This window comes from Kocuria sp. U4B, from assembly GCF_054875615.1.
The window spans coordinates 2,559,647-2,576,233 of the sequence record NZ_CM142180.1 but is presented as its reverse complement, the minus strand read 5'-3'; the positions used below and the strand labels follow the sequence as shown (position 1 = coordinate 2,576,233).

Sequence of the window (16,587 nt, the reverse complement as noted above, 5' to 3'; positions counted from 1 at the left end):
GCCTACTCGACGGCGCCCAGCCGGGCGGGGTCGGCGAGGACGGTGCGCAGCGTGGCGATGAACCGGGCCGCGTCCGCCCCGTCGGCGCTGCGGTGGTCGGCGGTCAGCCCGACGGTGCACAGCAGGCGCGCCCCGAACGTGCCGTCCTCGCCCACGACGATCCTGCGCTCGATCGAGCCCAGGGACAGGGCCGTGGCCTGCGGGGGCGTGAGCAGCGCGTTGAAGGAGCTGATCCCGAAGCCCCCCAGGTTGGACAGCACGGCGGTTCCTCCGCTCAGCTGCTCCAGCTTGAGGGAGCCCCTCCGGGCGTCGGCGGCCGCAGCACGGATCTGCCGGTCGAGCTCCAGCAGGGGGACGATGTCCGGGTTCTTGAGCACGGGCGCCAGGAGGCCGTTGTCCGTGTCCACCGCCAGGGCGATCCCCACGTCCGCGTTCGGTGCCAGCCCCTCCTCCGTCCAGTAGGCGTTGAGGGAGTGGTGGGTGCGCAGCGCGACGGCCTGGGCCTTGAGCAGGATCGCGGTCCATCCCGCGCCCTTGAGCACGGTCCTGCGGACCTTCTCGAGGTCGGTGAGGTCCAGGTCCGCGTAGACGGTGAACTGCGGGACCTGGGCGGAGGCCGTCATCACCTTCGCCGTCTGCTTGCGCAGCCGGCGGCGGCGGATCTCCGCCTTGGACACCTCCTCCGTCCGCGGTGCTCCCGCCCTCGGGGACGGCGCGGGCGCCGGGGCGGGCGCCGCCGTCGTGGGCGGCACGGTCGTGGCGACGGGCTGCCGGGTCGGCGTCGCGACCGGGGCCGCGGCTCGCGGCCGGGCGCCGGCGACGGCCTCCACGTCCTGCACGCGCACGGTGTTCCACGGCCCCGTGGGCCGCACGGAGGCCAGGTCCACCCGGGACTCGGCCGCGAGCCGGCGGGCCGCCGGGACCGCGACCGGCCAGGCGCCCTTCCATCCGCTCCCCCCGGCCGCCTGCGGGGCGGCTGGTGCCAGGTCCGGGACCGCGCCCGGGGACTCGACCGCCACCGGCACCGAGACCCCGCCCCGGGCCTCGGCCGCCGAGGGCACCGGCGGCCCGCCCACCGGCTCGGCCGCCTCCGGTGCGGCCGGGGCGTCGAAGAGGTCCCCCAGCAGGTCCTCCGCCTCGGTGCTCACCCAGCACAGCGGCTCGCCCACCGGGACCACGTCCTCGGGTTGGGCCACGATCTCCTCCAGCACCCCGCTGAACGGGGCCTCCACCTCCATCTCGACCTTGTCGGTCTCCACCTCGCAGATCGGCTCCCCGGCCGTGACCGTGTCCCCGGGCTGCTTGAACCACTGCGCCATGGTGCCCTCCTCCATGGTCATGGACATCTTGGGCATCGTGACCGGTTTGCGGGCCATCTCACCACTCCTGGACCAGTTGGGTGGCGGCTGCCACGATGTCGTCGACCTGAGGCACGGCGGCCTTCTCGAGCTTCGGGGCGTAGGGGATGGGGACGTCCAGCCCGGCGAGGCGCCTGATCGGCGCCCGGAGGTGGCCGAAGGTGTCGGACTCGGCGATCAGGGCCGAGATCTCGCTGATGAACCCGCCGGTCTTGACCGCTTCCTGCACCAGCAGGACGCGCCCGGTGCGCTTGACGGCGGCGAAGATGGTGTCCGTGTCCAGGGGGGTCAGCGTCCTGGGGTCCACCACGGTCGCCTCGATGCCCTGCTCGGCCAGGAGGGCGGCGGCCTCCAGGGAGCGGCTGACTTCCACACCGGTGGCGACGATGGTCAGGTCCTTGCCCTCCCGCACGACCTCGGCCACGCCCAGGGGCGTGCGGTAGGCCCCCTCGGGGACCGGCCCGGAGGTCTTGTAGAGCAGCTTGTGCTCGAGGATCATCACCGGGTTCGGGTCCTCGAGCGCGGCCAGCAGCAGGCCCTTCGCGTCGCGGGCGTTGGAGGGCATGACGACCTTGAGCCCCGGGACGTGGGCGAACCACGCCTCCAGGCTCTGGGAGTGCTGGGCCGCGGCGCCGGTGCCGGACCCGCCCGGGGCGCGGATGACCAGGGGGACGTTGACGGATCCGCCGAGCATGAAGTGGATCTTGGCGGCCTGGTTGACGATCTGGTCCATCGCCTGGGCGGTGAAGTCGGAGAACTGGATCTCCACGATCGGCTTCATGCCGGCCAGCGCGGCGCCGACCCCGGCGCCGACGATCCCGAGCTCGCTGATCGTGGTGTCCCGCATCCGCTGCGGTCCCACCTTGTGGACCAGGTCCCCGGTGACCCCGAAGGCTCCGCCGTAGGTGCCGACGTCCTCCCCCATCATGAAGACCCGGTCGTCGGCCTCCATGGCCAGGAGCAGGGCTTCGCGGATGGCTTCGGAGTACGTCATCGTGCGCGTCTGCACGTCGGTCAGGGTGTCAGTCATGGTTCTCGCTCACTTCGCGTAGACGGCGGACAGGAGGTCGTCGGCGGAGGGTTCCGGGGCGGCGTTGGCGGCCCGCACGGCCGCGCGCAGCTCGTCGCGTACCGTGGTGCGGATCTCCTCCAGCTGCTTCTCGTCGAGGGTGCCGTGCTCGACGACCTCCTTCTCGAAGGCGAGGATCGGGTCCCGGCCCTGCCACTGCTCGATCTCCTCGCGGGTGCGGTAGAGGTTCTTGTCGCTCTTGGAGTGGCCCTTCCAGCGGTAGGTCAGGGTCTCGATGAACGTCGGCCCCTCCCCGGCCCGGGCCCGGGCCACGGCCGTGGCCACCGCGTCGTGGACCGCCTGGACGTCGTTGCCGTCCACGGTCACCCCGGGGATCCCGTAGCCCAGGGCCCGGTCGGAGAGCTTCTCCAGCCGGAAGGCCTGCTCGGAGCTCATGGACATGCCGTACTTGTTGTTCTCGCAGATGAACACCACGGGCAGCTGCCACATGTTGGCCAGCACCACGCCCTCGTGCCAGGCGCCCTCGCCCATCGCCCCGTCCCCGTGGAAGCAGACGGCGACCTGGTCGGTGCCCTTCATCTGGGCGGCCAGGCCTGCGCCGGTGGCGATGGGGATGCCCCCGGCCACGATGCCGTTGGCGCCGAGGTTGCCGGTCTCGGGGTCGGCGATGTGCATGGACCCGCCCCGGCCCTTGCAGTAGCCGGTCTCCTTGGCCAGCAGCTCGGCCATCATCCGCTCGATGCTGGCGCCCTTGGCGATGCAGTGGCCGTGGCCGCGGTGGGTGGAGGTGATGTAGTCCTCCCGCGTCAGGGCCAGGCAGGCGCCTGTGGGGACGGCCTCCTGGCCGATCGACAGGTGCATCGTGCCGTGCATCAGCCCGCGCCCGAAGAGGTCGTCGACCGCTTCCTCGAAGCGGCGGATGCGCCACATGGTGGTGAGGATCTCGACTGCCTTGTCCTTGTCTGCGGCGAGGTTGTTCACTGGAGCACGTTCTCCTTCTGGACTGCGTCCTGGAAAAGGGAGTCGATCGTGGACAGGTTCCCGTCCTTGAGCAGGAGGTCCTGGAGCTTGCGCAGGACGACGATGGTGCGGGTCTCGTCCAGCTCCACGTCGTCGTAGGTGACCGGCACACCGGCGGGGACGTCGCGGACCAGGGTGGCCGCGGAGGCCAGCCCGATCGGCAGCTCGCGCCCGGCGGCGGCCTCCTGGGCGGACACGGCCACGCCGTGGACCGTGAAGCCGCCGATGCCGTCGATCTTCTCGCCGGCCTTGAGGTCCCGCTTGGCGACCGCGGTCACCTCGGCGTTCCAGGCGACCGGCGCCAGGGAGGGCTGGCGCTCGAGGACGGCCTCCCCGATGGAGAGCACGGCCTCGATGCTGGCCAGGTGGTAGGGGCGGTAGAACGAGAAGTACGGGCCCTCGCCGAGCTTCAGGTAGCGCAGCTCCTCGCTCACGACGGGGTCCGTCGACTTGCCGATGACGAACACCCCGGGGGCCACCGGCCCGGTCGCGTAGTCGATGACACCGGAGCGGTCGAGGATGCCGCCGTCGGCCTGGGGCTTGAAGACGTCCGGCAGGCCGGCGACGGTGCTCTCCGGGCCGATCATGCCGCGCTGGGTGAGCTCCAGGTTCGCGGCGTTGGCGAGGTCGGCCATCTCGATCATGGTCTTGGTGCCGTCCACGAAGGAGCAGAGCATCCGGGGGTTCATGCCCTTCGCCTCCGCCTCGGCGGTCAGGTCCTCCGGGGTGTCGGTGGGGCGCAGCGGGTTGTTCTTGCCCTTGCCGACGCACACGACGTCCAGGCCGATGTCCTCCACGAACTCCATCAGCTTCAGGCACTCGACCGGCTCGTCACCGCGGCACACGGTGTACACGACGCCGCTGCGCTGGGCCAGGCGGGCGAGCAGGAGACCGACCGTCACGTCGGCCTCGACGGTCATCAGGGCCACGTCCTTGCCGGCGAGGATCGCCGCCAGGGCCACCTTCGCGGCGACCTCCGGCACGCCGGAGCACTCGATCACGATGTCGACGGGGAGCCGGGTCAGGGCCACGGCGTCGCTGACGACCACGTGGCCGCCGGCCTCGACGGCGGCCACGAGCTCGGCGATGTCCTCGCTCTGCTGCACGTCGGTGACGCCGGCGTTGGCCAGCGCGGTGACGGCGCGGTCGGTGGCGATGTCGGCCACGGCCGTGATGTCCATGCCGGGCTGGCGGGCGATCTGGGCGATGAACCCGGATCCCATCTGCCCTGCCCCGACGAGGCCGACGCGCACGGGGCGGCCGGTGGCGGCCTGGCGGGCGACGAGTTTCTTGCTGTATCCCATGGGAGGGCTCCTTAGCTGAGGTGTTCTACCGTTGTGGGACGGAGGTCTGGTGGGCGGTCTTCCGGGCCGGCCCCTGCGGCGCGGCGGGGACCTTCTTCTGCTGCCGCATCAGGGCGGCGAACTGCTGCCGCGCGTCCTGCACGGCCAGGGCCAGCTGCGGCTTGGTGGCGCGCTGGTCGGCGTCGCCGACGGGGCCGAGCAGCTCCGGGGCGGGCCGGAAGCGGGCGAGGACCGACATGCCGGTCATCCTCTCGGCGGCCAGCACCTCACGCGTCGCCTCGTCGACGACGAGCAGGACGACGGCCCCGCGCAGCTTCCCCTTGTGCCGGCCGGACACGAGCTTCGCGGCCCGGCCGCGGTAGGTCTCCGCCAGCTTGTTGACCGCGCGGGCGTAGGCGCGGTGCTGCAGCAGCGTTCCCCCGGCCCCGAGGACCAGGGCCGCGCCGAACAGCAGGGCGAACTCGGTGTTCATGACGTGCCCCCCGCTACTCGGCGGATCCGGCGCGGATGGCGAAGCGCGCGCCCGGGGCCGGCAGGTCCAGGGTGCCGTGGGCGTGGATGGCCCCGGGGAGCAGCTTGACGTTCTCCGCGGGGTCCAGGTAGACCACCACATGCCCCAGCTCCTGCAGGTTGGAGGCAGCCAGGTCGCCCACCTTGGTGATGCGGACGCTGCTGTCGCCGAGCTGCACGACGTCCCCGGGCTGGGGCGCGCGGGTGGCGGGCACCGTGGGCCTGTGCACCACGCTCACCTCCGCCAGCGCGGCGGGGCAGGGATCGGCGAAGAAGATCAGCACGCCGCCCTCCACCATCGACGCGGCCTCCTCGCCCACGCTGCTGACTTCGCTGTCGTAGATCACGGCCTCGGTCTGCGCGGTCATCTCGTTGCTCCTTGCGTCGTTCGTGGTTCGGATCGGATCCATCGGTGTCGTCCTCTCAGACCAGCAGGAAGCTGGCGGCCCAGGCGATGAGCACGGCCAGCGGGGAGGTGATCATGCGGGAGAACAGCACCGCCGGCGTGCCCACCGCCACGGTCTCGGGCTTGGCCTCGCCCAGCGACAGCCCCACGGGGACGAAGTCGCACCCGACCTGGCCGTTGATGGCGAACAGGGTCGGCAGGGCGTACTGCACGGGCAGGGCGCCCTGGGCGATCTGGGTGCCCATGAGCACGCCCACCACCTGGGCGATGGCCGCCCCGGGCCCCAGGATCGGCGAGAGGATCGGGATCGCCGTGATGAACCCCAGCAGGATGAGGCCCAGCGGGTTGCTGGCCAGGGGTTGCACGCCCCGGGCGATCCACTCGGAGACGCCCGTGTAGGTGACGATGCCGATCAGGAGGCTGACGTAGACCATGAACGGCAGGATCGTCTGGATGGTCAGCGTCACCGCCTGGCGGCCCGCCGAGAGCAGCGTGTTGATGAAGTAGCCGATGGCGGAGCCGAAGCTGACGACGAAGCGCGAGAACGCGCCCCCGCCCTTGCTCCCGCCCATGGCCTCGGCGGTCTGCGCCAGGCGCTCCTTGGCCGGAGGACGGGCGAAGGGGGTCGACGCCGCCGTGGGCTGTCCCGCGTCGGCCGGAGGAACGGCGGTGGCCGGCTGCTCGCCGTCCGCGGGCTGGACCTGGTCCACACCGACGGCCGACACGAACAGGTCCTCGGTGATGAACTGCGCCAGGGGCCCGGAGGGCTCGCCCGGATAGACGTCGACCGTGGCGATCTTCTTGCGCGGATAGACACCGATCCTCGCGGTGCCGCCGCAGTTGATCACGGCCGCGAGCACCGACTCGTCCGGGACGGTGGTCGTGAAGCCGTCCACGGCCTCGGCCCCGGTCAGCTCCGCGATCCGCGCGGCGACCGGGTGGATGCCCCCGCCGGTCACGGACAGCACGATGTTCTTCTCCGGGGTGGGCGTCAGGTGCAGGCCCTTGCCCCAGCCGGCGCCGCCGCGGTTGACGGTCACGGACCGGTACTGGGTGCTCTCGTCGCTGCGCTGGGCAGCGTTGCTGTTCTCGCTCATGCCTAGGCCTCCTTCACGGCCGCAGTGACGCCGGGCTTGCTGGCGGCGAAGTGGCGGTCGAACTCGTCGAACAGTTCCGACCTGCCGGTGCGCCGGATCATCAGGCGGGTGATCCACTCGGTGACCATGCCGCGGATGAAGATCACGACGATGCCGACCAGGAAGTAGAGCAGCGCCAGGCGGGCGTAGGAGGCCTCGCTGGCCTGCAGGACGCCCGAGGCCACACCGGTCCAGACGAAGAGCTCCCCCGCGTTGGCGTGCGGGAAGAAGGACGTGACCGGGTGCACGAAGGAGACGGCCGAGTCGTAGAAGGCGGGCTTCTGCCGCTCGGGCAGGAACTTCGCGAAGGAGTAGCACATCGGGTTGGTCAGGATGATCACGGCGAGGATCGGCATGACCGTGTACCGCGTGATGGCGTACTTGCCGGAGCGCTGGATCGCTCGGTCCATGCGCTCCTCCCCCACCCACGTGGTGATGGCGTACATCGTCGTCAGCAGCACCAGCAGGGTCGGGAGGATCCCGGTGACGAGGCTCATGAAGGTCTCGCCGGCCTCGTTGAAGAGCCCGATGAAGTTCGTGGCCGCCCAGTCCAGGGCCCCGAGCACGGGGTTGTCCTGACCGGGCGGTGGAGCGATGGGTTGCGTTGTAGCCAGGAGCTGTGTGATCACGGCGACTCCTCTGCTCGTGGCCTTCCGGCCGGTTGGATGGGAGCGTGCTCGGCGCTCGGAGAGTCCTCACATGCACATATGTGATTATCCGTCATCCCATATGTGCATGTGATCCATCTAACACGATCCCCCGAACGGTGACAAGAGAGGGGTCGAGTTGTTACCGCGGCCCCGGGCGGCAGCAGATCCCCACGCGCCCCGTCCTGGCGCCTTCCACTGCGGCCGGGATCCCCGTCCCGGCCGGCAGGCCTCAGGCCTCCGGGTCCCGGGAGCCGGTCCCCGTCGTCCTGAGGGCGAACGTGAGTCCGAAACCGACCAGGTAGAGGGCTGCGATGATCCACACGGTGGCCTCGATGCCGATCGGGGTGACGAGGCCTGCGACGACGGGCCCGAGGAACTGGCTCAGGCCGGCCCCCAGGTTGAGCACGGCCACCGCGGCCGCCCTGTGGCCGGGAGCCAGGAGCGGGACGATCGCCGAGAGCGGGACGAACATCCCCAGGGCCAGGCCGTAGAGCACGGCCACCGCCACGGTGGGGCCGAGGCGGGGGCCCAGCAGGGTGGGCACGTAGTACAGGCCCAGCACGGTGGCGAAGCAGCCGACCCCCCGGCCCAGGCCACGACCCGGACCCGCCCGAGCCAGTCGGCGAGATATCCGGAGAGCAGGTTCGCGGCGACGTTGGCGGCGGACATCGTGCCCCAGACGACCTGCCACTGGGCGGTCCCGAAGCCGACGTCGCGGACCATGTAGGTCGTCAGGAACACCACGAAGGCGTAGAAGGACAGCGTGTTGATCAGGCGCACGATCCCGCCGAGGCCGACCCGGGGGTGGGAACCGACGACGGCGACGCCGCTGACCAGGCCTCGGAGGCTGCCACCGACGGTGACGGGGGCGGCCTGCGGGTCGCGCAGCAGGAGGAGGATCATCAGCCCGCCCACGCCCACGAAGGCCGGCGACAGCCACAGGGTGGCCAGCTCGCCGATGAGGGGGATGGCGGCCCCGGCGAGGTAGGAGCCGATGACGCCGTGGCCCAGGGTGGAGAAGAACCAGTACCACCCCACGGCCCGGCCCATCATCGCGGCCGGGGTGCCCATGGTCACCCACACCAGGAATCCGTAGGCGAACATCGCATGCCCCAGCCCGCGGACGGCGAAGGCGATGAGCATGACGGTGAAGTTCCGCTGCACCAGGCCCACCCCCAGGAAGACGGTCTCGGAGGCGCACCAGATCCCGAACCCGACCAGCACGACGCGCCTGGGTCCCCAGGCCTCGGCCAGGGCGCCGCTGAGCCAGGCCGCCGTGGCGACGACGACGCCGTAGGCGGCCCGCAGCGTCGCGACGTCGCCCCTCGAGAAGCCCACGGCGTCCAGGTACGGGGACAGGAAGCCGGTCTCGATGCCGTCGCCGACCATGAAGACGGCCAGCGCCACGAATCCCCAGGCGATCGGCCGGGAGATGCCTTGGAGCCGCAGCAGGCGCGCAAACCGCCCCTCCGCGGCGGGCGGATCGCTGGGGACCATGCCGGCTCCTCGCCGAGTGGGGTCACGAGGGAGAACACTGCTGGGGCCGTCGGCGCACCCGGCCAGGAGGCCGGTCGCAGGCGGCTGGCCGGTGAGCGGACTCCGCGTGCGCCGTGACGCCTGCCAGTGTCGTCGCGCTCCCGCCACGGGGCAAGAGCCCCCGCCCGCCCGGGCGGCCGGGCAGGACACCGTGGCGGTGGTCGGCCACGGCACGGCCATCCGCTGCTGGAGCGCCCGGCGGGCGGACAACCTCGACGCCGCCACCCTGGAACGGCGCCCGCTGGAGAACACCGGCGTGGTGGTCCTCCAGGCCACCCCCCAGGGCGCACGCCCCTGGACGTGCCGCACCTGGATGGGCGCACCCCCCAGTAGCATCGGCGCCCACGCCCCGGCCGGGCCCGCCGGCGCACCGCTCGCCTGAGCCCCCGCCGCAGCCCCCGCCGCCGCGGGGGCCCGGAATGCGGCCGTTGTACACTTCACGCATGGAGGCCGGGGCGTTGAGGGGAACAGGACACGGCCGGCCACTCCCCCGGGGCATCGGCTCCCCGCGGTGGCGCCTCGCCGACCCGGTCCGTGCGGCCGCCGCCCTCCCGGACGTGCCGATGCGACCCCGCCGACTTCCCAGTGGAGCAGTGCATGCCGGCACCCCGTGAATCAGCCATGCTCGCTCGTGCCGCACGCATGTACTACCTGGAGAACCGGCCCCAGAGCGACATCGCCCGGGCGCTGGGCGTCAGCCGGTCCAACGTCTCCCGCATCCTCACCGCCGCGCGGGAGGCCGGGATCGTGGAGATCCGGATCCACGAGCCGGCGGTGCGGGGCCACGAGCTGGAGGACGCGCTCCAGGCCGAGTTCGGCCTGAGGGCCTGCCTGGTGGCGGTGGACGGCGTGCACCGGACGCCCCTGGACGCCGTGGGCTCGGTCGGGGCCGCCTGGCTGCAGGACAACCTCGCAGATGCCCGCCGGGTCGCGCTGTCCTGGGGACGGACCGTGCAGTCGCTGGTGACGAACCTCCAGGACGGGTCACCGCACCCCGACCTGGAGGTCCTCCCCCTGGTGGGCGGGTTCTCCACCGTGGACGCGAGCCAGAACCCCAACGCCGTGGCCCGCGGCCTGGCCACGAAGCTGGGCGCGCACTACCGCCCCCTCCTGGCCCCGGCCGTGGTGCGGTCGGCGCAGGTGCGGGACGCGCTGCTCGGCGAACCGTCGATCAGCCAGGTGCTGGACGACGCCGGCAAGGCCGACATCGCCATCATCGGCATCGGCAGCGTCCACCACGGCTCCACCGCCGCCATCGTCGAGGCCATGGAGTTCACCGCCGCGGAGGCCGAGAGCTTCGAGAGCTCCCCCGTCGTGGGGGACGCCTGCACCCGGTTCTTCGACGCCGAGGGCCGCCTGGTGAGCTCCCCCGCGGACAGCCGGGTCATCGGCATCGACCTGGACACCCTGAGGTCCATCCCCACGGTCGTCGCCCTCGCCGAAGGCGCCCAGAAGGTCCGGGCGGTGCACGGCGCCCTGCGCGGCGGCCTAATCGACGTCCTCGTGGTGGACGCCGAGCTCGGCGAGGGCCTGCTGCAGGTGTAGCGCTCAGAGCTTCCGGAAGGCGGCGCTGCCCTCGTGGAAGATCTCCGCGCGGATCACGTCCACCAGGGCGATCATGGGAATCGCCTGCATCTCCCCGGGGAGCACCGTCACCTCGCCGCCCATGCGGTCCGCGATCCCGTGGGCCAGCGTGACGAACGCCTTGCGCACCGACGTCTCCCCGCTCTTCGGGTCCTCGGTGCGGACGGGCGGCAGGCCCTCGACATGCCCCAGCGCCTCGGCGGAGAAGCCCCAGGGGCTCTGCAGGACTCTCACCTGGTCGCGGTCCACGGCGTCGGAGATCAGCCCCGACCCGTCGTCACGGACCACCTTGATGCTGTCCACGACCGGGATGGCGGGGACCACGACGTCGTGGCCCGACTCCAGGGCCTCCACCACCGACCCGATCAGCCGGGGGCTCGCCAGGGCGTGGGAGAGCCGGTGGACCACCACGTTGCGGTAGCCGTGCTCCGCGGCCAGCCGGGAGCAGTGGGCCAGCAGCGCTGCGACCTCCGCCCCGGGGCGGGCGGGCGGCAGCAGGTGCACGCGCGTCCCGCTCAGCGGACCGGTGAGGCACTCGTCGATCTCCGGACGGCTCCGGTCGTCCGTGAGGACCACGACGTCGGTGACGGAGGGGCATTCGGCCAGGGTGGCGAGGGCGTGCGCGAAGACGCTCCGTCCCCTGAGGGCGGAGGTGGTGAAGGGGCACGCCCCCGGGCGCAGGCGGGTGAAGGCCGAGGAGCACGGGACGACCGCCAGGGTTCCGCTCAGACCGGGACCTCGTTTCTGCTCGGCGCACTGCAGGTGTCGCACCGCAATGGCAGGACGTGCGTGGGGGCCTGGCGGCGGGCCGGGGAGGCTCCTGGCCAGGACGACGAGAACCCTAGCACGACCGCACCCGCACGCCCCCGGGGAGCGGCACGCCCCACGAGCGCCGCGGGTCCACGAGAAACGGCGGACCCGCCCGGGGTGGGCGGGTCCGCCGTCGTCGTGGAGCGCACTGCGTTGCGGGTCACGCGGGGATCAGGAGGCGAGGATGTCGTCGAGGCGCTTCTCGGCCTCTTCCTCGTCGATCTTCTTGGCCAGCGCCAGTTCGGAGGTGAGGATCTGGCGGGCCTTCGTGAGCATCCGCTTCTCCCCGGCCGACAGGCCGCGGTCGCGGTCGCGGCGCCACAGGTCGCGCACGACCTCGGCCACCTTGAGGACGTCCCCGGAGGCAAGCTTCTCGAGGTTGGCCTTGTAGCGGCGGGACCAGTTGCTGGCCTCCTCCGTGTCCTTCGCCTGGAGGACGGAGATGACCTTCTTCAGGCCGTCCTCGTCGACGACGTCGCGCACGCCCACCAGATCCACGTTCTCCGCGGGAACCTCGATCACCAGATCGCCCTGGGTCACCTTGAGCTTGAGATACATCTTCTCTTCGCCCTTGATGGTGCGGGTCTTGATCTCCTCGATGGTCGCCGCACCGTGGTGCGGGTAGACAACCGTCTCGCCAACCTCAAAAACCATATGGAAATACCCCTTTCAGAACTCCCATTCTAACATGGTGTAGGGTTCGCCGATCCGGCCGGGAGGGGCCTGCCCGGACCCCGGCGATGCAGACGATCCGTCGGCAGACGGATAGGCTGGACAGGACACCGTCCTGAGCTCCCGAGGAGTACGCGCCGTGAAGATCGCCGCCCGCAAGAAGCTGAAGCGCGCTGGCCTGAGTGCCGCCGCCGTGGCCGCCCTGTTGTCCGCCACCGGGTGCAGCGCCATCAACCCGGTCGCCACGGCCGACGTCGGGTACGCGCCCGCGGACGGCATCGTCCTCGAGATGAGCACGGTGCAGCTGACGGACATGCTGATCGTGGCCAAGGACGCCGAGTCCCCGGGCCGCCTGCTCGGCAGCATCAGCAACATCTCGGGAGACCCCGTGACCGTGTCGGTGAACGCCGGCGGCGCCACCGCGCAGGTCGAGGTCCCCGCCGGCGAGACGTACCTGCTCGAGAACGAGACGCCCGTGATCCTCGACCCGGCCGGCGCCGACCCCGGGCGCATGGTCAAGACCGAGTTCAGCGCCTCCGGCGAGTCCGGGACCGAGTCCGTGCCGGTGCTGGACCACACCTTCGAGCGCTACGCCGAGTTCATCCCGGGCGGCGCGCCCACCACTCCGGCCAACCCGTCCAACACCCCGGCGCTCGTCGAGGGCCAGGTCGGCGAGGGTGGCGGCGAGGAGGCCCCGGAGAGCCAGGACAACGGCGAGGCCGGCCAGGGCAACGAGGCCGCGGGCGGGCACTGACGCCCGCCGGAGCGCACGGGCGAGGGGCCCGGGGACCGATCGGTCCCCGGGCCCCTCGCCCGTGCGGGGCGCGGGCGGCTCAGGGCTCGAACTTGTATCCCAGCCCCCGCACGGTCACGAGGTGGCGCGGGGACGAGGGGTCCGGCTCGATCTTGGCGCGCAGGCGCTTGACGTGCACGTCGAGGGTCTTGGTGTCCCCCACGTAGTCGGAGCCCCACACCCGGTCGATGAGCTGGCCGCGGGTCAGCACGCGCCCGGCGTTGCGCAGCAGCATCTCCAGCAGCTCGAACTCCTTGAGCGGCATGGCGACCGGCTCGCCGTCGACGCTGACCACGTGCCGCTCGATGTCCATCCGCACGGGCCCGGCGTGGACGGTCGCCGCGACGAGCTCCTCCGGCTCGGCCTGCCGGCGCAGGACCGCGCGGATGCGGGCCACGAGCTCGCGGGAGGAGTAGGGCTTGGTGACGTAGTCGTCGGCGCCGAGCTCGAGGCCCACGACCTTGTCGATCTCGGCGTCCTTGGCGGTGAGCATGATGATCGGCACGGAGGAGCGCTGCCGCACCTGCCGGCACACCTCGGTGCCCGACTGGCCGGGGAGCATGAGGTCCAGCAGCATCAGGTCCGCCCCGGTGCGGTCGAACTCCGTCACGGCGTCGAGCCCGTTGTCCACGACCTGCACCTCGAACCCCTCCTTCCCGAGCAGGTAGGCCAGGGGGTCGCTGAGGGACTCCTCGTCCTCGACGATCAGGATGCGTGTCACTGTCGGTCCTCCGTGTTCCCGGCCGGTGCCGCGGTGGCGGGCGGCCGTGGGGTCGTTGCCTGGGGGGTGCGGGGCGCGGCCGTCGCCGCGGAGGCCGCGCCGGGGGCCGGGTGCTCGGCGTCGTCCGCGTCCTCGATCTGCGGGATGCTCAGCGTGAAGGTGGAGCCGCGCCCGGCCTGGGACCAGACGGTGACCTCCCCGCCGTGCTGGGACATGACGTGCTTGACGATGCTCAGGCCGAGGCCGGTGCCGCCGGTCTGGCGGGAGCGGGCCGTGTCCACCCGGTAGAAGCGCTCGAAGATGCGGTCCTGCTCGTCCTCCGGGATCCCCGGGCCCTGGTCGGTGACGGAGATCTGGGCCATGCCGTCCCGCTCCCGCACGCCGACGCCCACGCGGGTGCCCTCCGGGGAGTAGCGCACCGCGTTGTCGATGAGGTTGCGCAGGGCCGTGACCAGCAGGTCGGGGTCGCCGTAGACGGGGCGGGTGACGCGCCCGCCCACCACGATGTCGATCCGCCGGCTCTCCGCGGGGAAGCGGTTGCGGTCCACAGCGTCGGCGACCACCCGCTGGAGGTCCACCGGGCGGCCCTCGGTGACCACGTCGGCACCCTGCAGCCGGGAGAGCTCGATGATGTCCTGGACGAGGGCGGTCAGGCGCGCGGACTCCTTGTGCAGGCGCCGCGCGAAGCGGCGCACCGCCTCCTCGTCCTCGGCGGCGCCCTCGATGGCCTCGGCGAGCAGGCCGATCGCGCCCACGGGGGTCTTGAGCTCGTGGGAGACGTTGGCGACGAAGTCGTTGCGGATCGACTGCGCCCGCACGATCTCCGTCTGGTCGTCGGCCAGCAGCAGGATGTACTCCTCCGCGATGGGCGCGACCCGGACGTCGAGCACCACGGTGCCCGTCTGGAAGGGCCCCCGGCCCAGCTCGACGCGCCGCTCCTCGATGACGCCGCTGCGGCGGGCCCGGCGGATCATCTCCAACATCTGCTCGTGCACCACGGTGTGGCCCCGCACCAGCCCGAACGCGTAGGCGGCCGGCGAGGCGCGCACGACGCCGTCGACGCCGTCGACCACCACGTAGGCGCGCCCGATCACGGAGAGCACGTCGGCGGCGCCGTCCGGCAGGACGGGCTCCTGGACGTCGGCGCGGGCCCGGCGCCCGCGGGCGCTCATCTGGAGGGCGACCAGCCCGCTCACCCCCAGGGCGAAACCGATCAGACCCGCGAGGACGGCGATGGCAGTGGGATTCACGGATCCAGCTTAGGGGCACCGTTGCGCCCCGGGACCGCGGGGGACGTCACGGGCTACAGGTTCAACGGACGTTCACCCTAGGATGGGCGAAAGTTCATCCCTGGCTGTGACCGTGGCGTCGGGTGTGCCCGCACCCGCCCCGCCGTCATCCCGCCCCCCGTCGCGCGCCGCCCGGGCGCGGGGCCGGAGGGCGTCGCCGCATCTCGAAAGGACGCATCCGTGCGTAAGGTTTTCCAGGCAGAACTCCACCAGGTCGGTGAGGAGCTCATCCAGATCGCGACCCTCGTGCGCGAGGCCCTCGAGCGCTCCAAGGACGCCCTGTTCAACGCCGACATCCAGCTCGCCGAGGAGGTCATCTCCAACGACGCCCGGATCGACTTCCTGCAGAACGACCTCGACGAGCGCTCCATCGACATCCTGGCCCTGCAGAGCCCGGTCGCCTCGGACCTGCGGATGATCGTGGGCGCCCTGCGGATGAGCGCGTCCCTCGAGCGCATGGGCGACCTCGCCCGCCACCTGGCCCAGCTGGTCCGGCTGCGCTACCCCGCGCCGGTCATCCCCGAGTCCCTCGTGGGGACCTTCACCCGGATGATCGACCTCGACCTGCAGATCGTCGACCGCGTCATCCAGGTCCTCAGCACCCGCGACCTGACCCTCGCCGACGACATCTACGCCCTCAAGCACGAGATCAACACCTTGCACCAGTCGGTCTTCGAGGCCCTCGCCGACCCGAACTGGAGCTCGTCCGTGCCCACGGCCGTGGACGTCACCCTGTGCTCGCGCTACCTGGAGCGCATCGGCGACCACGGCGTGTCGGTGACCCGCAAGGTCTCCTACCTCGTGACCGGCGACTGGGTGGCGCCCACCGCCGACCGCCCCACCGGCCACGGCCACCTCGGCAGCGACGCGTGAGGGCACCCGCCCGCTGAGCCCGCGACCCCGGGGGCGCACGACGGCGGCGGCCCGGCACCACTGCTCGTGGTGCCGGGCCGCCGTCGTCGTGGGTGCGGGCTACTTCTTGCCCTGGTTGGCCACGGCCTGGATCGAGCTCGCGGCGGCCTCGGGGTCGAGGTAGGTGCCGCCGGCGACCACCGGGCGGAAGTTGTGGTCCAGCTCGTAGTAGAGCGGGATGCCCGTGGGGATGTTCAGCCCCGCGATGTCCTCGTCCGAGATCCCGTCGAGGTGCTTCACCAGCGCGCGCAGCGAGTTGCCGTGCGCGGCGACCAGCACGGTGCGCCCGGCGCGCAGGTCGGGGAGGATCTCGTCCTCCCAGTACGGCATGAAGCGCTCGAGCACGTCCTGGAGGCACTCGGTGCGCGGCAGGTTCGGGACGTCGGCGTAGCGGGGATCCCCGGCCTGGGAGAACTCGGAGGTGTCCTCCAGCTCGGGCGGCGGGACGTCGTAGGAGCGGCGCCAGACCATGAACTGCTCCTCCCCGTACTCCTCGCGGATCTGGGTCTTGTCCTTGCCCTGCAGGGCCCCGTAGTGGCGCTCGTTGAGCCGCCACGAGCGCTTGACGGGGATCCAGTGCCGGTCCGCCCGGTCCAGGGCCAGGTGCGCGGTGGTGATCGCCCGGCGCAACAGGGAGGTGTGCAGCACGTCCGGGGCGATGCCCTTCTCGACGAGCAGCTCGCCGCCGCGCACCGCCTCCGCGCGGCCCTTCTCGGTCAGGTCCACGTCCACCCAGCCGGTGAACAGGTTCTTGTCGTTCCAGTCGGACTGCCCGTGGCGCAGCAGGACGAGCTTGTACGGTGCTGATTCAGTAGCCATGCCCTCATTCTTCCACCGGGGCGGCGCTGCACTGAAA

General features: G+C 71.8%; 19 protein-coding genes. 4 read left to right on the top strand and 15 right to left on the bottom strand.

The annotated features are described in order from the left end of the window. Positions 1-2 precede the first annotated feature (2 nt). The 10 genes from ACYSMR_RS12260 to ACYSMR_RS12215 all read right to left on the bottom strand — a co-directional run bounded on the left by ACYSMR_RS12260 (position 3) and on the right by ACYSMR_RS12215 (position 8,911). Positions 3-1,376, bottom strand: coding sequence for a dihydrolipoamide acetyltransferase family protein (locus tag ACYSMR_RS12260; RefSeq protein ID WP_461745542.1), 1,374 nt, complete (start codon positions 1,374-1,376; stop codon positions 3-5). Between the two features lies 1 nt (position 1,377). Next, positions 1,378-2,388: an alpha-ketoacid dehydrogenase subunit beta gene (locus ACYSMR_RS12255; protein ID WP_461745540.1), complete on the bottom strand. Its 1,011-nt coding sequence runs from the start codon at positions 2,386-2,388 to the stop codon at positions 1,378-1,380. Positions 2,389-2,397: 9 nt separating this feature from the next. Next, positions 2,398-3,369, bottom strand: a complete 972-nt coding sequence (locus ACYSMR_RS12250; protein ID WP_461745538.1) for a thiamine pyrophosphate-dependent dehydrogenase E1 component subunit alpha — start codon at positions 3,367-3,369, stop codon at positions 2,398-2,400. Beyond that, on the bottom strand, positions 3,366-4,712 hold the full coding sequence (locus tag ACYSMR_RS12245; protein WP_461745536.1) for an NAD(P)H-dependent oxidoreductase: 1,347 nt from the start codon (positions 4,710-4,712) through the stop codon (positions 3,366-3,368). Before ACYSMR_RS12245 ends, ACYSMR_RS12250 begins: the two co-directional genes overlap by 4 nt. 25 nt (positions 4,713-4,737) lie before the next feature. Beyond that, positions 4,738-5,184, bottom strand: a complete 447-nt coding sequence (locus ACYSMR_RS12240; RefSeq protein WP_461745534.1) for a transcriptional regulator GutM — start codon at positions 5,182-5,184, stop codon at positions 4,738-4,740. Between the two features lie 13 nt (positions 5,185-5,197). Then, on the bottom strand, positions 5,198-5,590 hold the full coding sequence (locus ACYSMR_RS12235) for a PTS glucitol/sorbitol transporter subunit IIA (RefSeq protein ID WP_461745532.1): 393 nt from the start codon (positions 5,588-5,590) through the stop codon (positions 5,198-5,200). Between the two features lie 55 nt (positions 5,591-5,645). Continuing rightward, positions 5,646-6,725: a PTS glucitol/sorbitol transporter subunit IIB gene (srlE, locus tag ACYSMR_RS12230; protein WP_461745530.1), complete on the bottom strand. Its 1,080-nt coding sequence runs from the start codon at positions 6,723-6,725 to the stop codon at positions 5,646-5,648. A 2-nt stretch (positions 6,726-6,727) separates the two neighbouring features. Beyond that, a complete protein-coding gene (gene srlA, locus ACYSMR_RS12225) occupies positions 6,728-7,393 on the bottom strand; it encodes a PTS glucitol/sorbitol transporter subunit IIC (RefSeq protein ID WP_251333159.1) in 666 nt (221 codons plus the stop codon). A 250-nt stretch (positions 7,394-7,643) separates the two neighbouring features. Beyond that, positions 7,644-7,826, bottom strand: a complete 183-nt coding sequence (locus ACYSMR_RS12220; RefSeq protein ID WP_461745527.1) for a hypothetical protein — start codon at positions 7,824-7,826, stop codon at positions 7,644-7,646. Next, complete coding sequence (locus ACYSMR_RS12215) at positions 7,796-8,911, bottom strand: MFS transporter (protein ID WP_461745525.1); 1,116 nt, start codon at positions 8,909-8,911, stop codon at positions 7,796-7,798. The genes ACYSMR_RS12220 and ACYSMR_RS12215 overlap by 31 nt, the downstream gene beginning before the upstream one ends. Between ACYSMR_RS12215 and ACYSMR_RS12210 the strand changes: the two genes are divergently transcribed. Both ACYSMR_RS12210 and ACYSMR_RS12205 read left to right on the top strand, forming a co-directional pair. Beyond that, positions 8,802-9,332: a histidine phosphatase family protein gene (locus ACYSMR_RS12210; protein WP_461745523.1), complete on the top strand. Its 531-nt coding sequence runs from the start codon at positions 8,802-8,804 to the stop codon at positions 9,330-9,332. The genes ACYSMR_RS12215 and ACYSMR_RS12210 overlap by 110 nt on opposite strands. A 215-nt stretch (positions 9,333-9,547) precedes the next feature. Beyond that, positions 9,548-10,495: a sugar-binding transcriptional regulator gene (locus tag ACYSMR_RS12205; RefSeq protein WP_461745521.1), complete on the top strand. Its 948-nt coding sequence runs from the start codon at positions 9,548-9,550 to the stop codon at positions 10,493-10,495. A gap of 3 nt (positions 10,496-10,498) precedes the next feature. Here ACYSMR_RS12205 and ACYSMR_RS12200 read toward each other — a convergent pair whose 3' ends face one another. Both ACYSMR_RS12200 and ACYSMR_RS12195 read right to left on the bottom strand, forming a co-directional pair. Further along, a complete protein-coding gene (locus tag ACYSMR_RS12200; RefSeq protein WP_251333163.1) occupies positions 10,499-11,305 on the bottom strand; it encodes an IspD/TarI family cytidylyltransferase in 807 nt (268 codons plus the stop codon). A 210-nt stretch (positions 11,306-11,515) separates the two neighbouring features. Then, positions 11,516-11,998, bottom strand: a complete 483-nt coding sequence (locus tag ACYSMR_RS12195) for a CarD family transcriptional regulator (protein WP_047803020.1) — start codon at positions 11,996-11,998, stop codon at positions 11,516-11,518. A gap of 157 nt (positions 11,999-12,155) precedes the next feature. Here ACYSMR_RS12195 and ACYSMR_RS12190 point away from each other — a divergent pair, with 157 nt between their 5' ends. Further along, positions 12,156-12,770 carry a hypothetical protein gene (locus ACYSMR_RS12190; RefSeq protein WP_251333164.1) on the top strand — a complete coding sequence of 205 codons (615 nt, stop codon included), beginning with the start codon at positions 12,156-12,158 and terminating at the stop codon, positions 12,768-12,770. Between the two features lie 79 nt (positions 12,771-12,849). Here the strand turns inward: ACYSMR_RS12190 and ACYSMR_RS12185 are convergent, their stop codons facing one another. Beyond that, positions 12,850-13,530, bottom strand: a complete 681-nt coding sequence (locus tag ACYSMR_RS12185; protein WP_309125420.1) for a response regulator transcription factor — start codon at positions 13,528-13,530, stop codon at positions 12,850-12,852. Further along, on the bottom strand, positions 13,527-14,780 hold the full coding sequence (locus tag ACYSMR_RS12180; protein WP_251333166.1) for a sensor histidine kinase: 1,254 nt from the start codon (positions 14,778-14,780) through the stop codon (positions 13,527-13,529). The genes ACYSMR_RS12185 and ACYSMR_RS12180 overlap by 4 nt, the downstream gene beginning before the upstream one ends. Positions 14,781-14,999: 219 nt before the next feature. Here ACYSMR_RS12180 and phoU point away from each other — a divergent pair, with 219 nt between their 5' ends. Next, entirely contained in the window at positions 15,000-15,692 is a 693-nt protein-coding gene (gene phoU / locus ACYSMR_RS12175) for a phosphate signaling complex protein PhoU (RefSeq protein ID WP_251333167.1), read from the top strand. A 99-nt stretch (positions 15,693-15,791) separates the two neighbouring features. On the opposite strand, the gene ACYSMR_RS12170 is transcribed toward phoU, so the two are convergent. Beyond that, complete coding sequence (locus ACYSMR_RS12170) at positions 15,792-16,550, bottom strand: phosphoglyceromutase (protein WP_461745516.1); 759 nt, start codon at positions 16,548-16,550, stop codon at positions 15,792-15,794. Positions 16,551-16,587: the final 37 nt, after the last annotated feature.

What these genes read in the sequence shown, in the direction of transcription:
- ACYSMR_RS12215 (WP_461745525.1), bottom strand. Translation starts at nt 8,911, where the DNA reads ATGGTCCCCAGCGATCCGCCCGCCGCGGAGGGGCGGTTTGCGCGCCTG.
- ACYSMR_RS12245 (WP_461745536.1), bottom strand. Translation starts at nt 4,712, where the DNA reads ATGGGATACAGCAAGAAACTCGTCGCCCGCCAGGCCGCCACCGGCCGC.
- ACYSMR_RS12235 (WP_461745532.1), bottom strand. Translation starts at nt 5,590, where the DNA reads ATGACCGCGCAGACCGAGGCCGTGATCTACGACAGCGAAGTCAGCAGC.
- ACYSMR_RS12170 (WP_461745516.1), bottom strand. Translation starts at nt 16,550, where the DNA reads ATGGCTACTGAATCAGCACCGTACAAGCTCGTCCTGCTGCGCCACGGG.
- srlE (WP_461745530.1), bottom strand. Translation starts at nt 6,725, where the DNA reads ATGAGCGAGAACAGCAACGCTGCCCAGCGCAGCGACGAGAGCACCCAG.
- ACYSMR_RS12195 (WP_047803020.1), bottom strand. Translation starts at nt 11,998, where the DNA reads ATGGTTTTTGAGGTTGGCGAGACGGTTGTCTACCCGCACCACGGTGCG.
- ACYSMR_RS12260 (WP_461745542.1), bottom strand. Translation starts at nt 1,376, where the DNA reads ATGGCCCGCAAACCGGTCACGATGCCCAAGATGTCCATGACCATGGAG.
- ACYSMR_RS12210 (WP_461745523.1), top strand. Translation starts at nt 8,802, where the DNA reads ATGAAGACGGCCAGCGCCACGAATCCCCAGGCGATCGGCCGGGAGATG.
- ACYSMR_RS12240 (WP_461745534.1), bottom strand. Translation starts at nt 5,184, where the DNA reads ATGAACACCGAGTTCGCCCTGCTGTTCGGCGCGGCCCTGGTCCTCGGG.
- ACYSMR_RS12205 (WP_461745521.1), top strand. Translation starts at nt 9,548, where the DNA reads ATGCCGGCACCCCGTGAATCAGCCATGCTCGCTCGTGCCGCACGCATG.
- ACYSMR_RS12255 (WP_461745540.1), bottom strand. Translation starts at nt 2,388, where the DNA reads ATGACTGACACCCTGACCGACGTGCAGACGCGCACGATGACGTACTCC.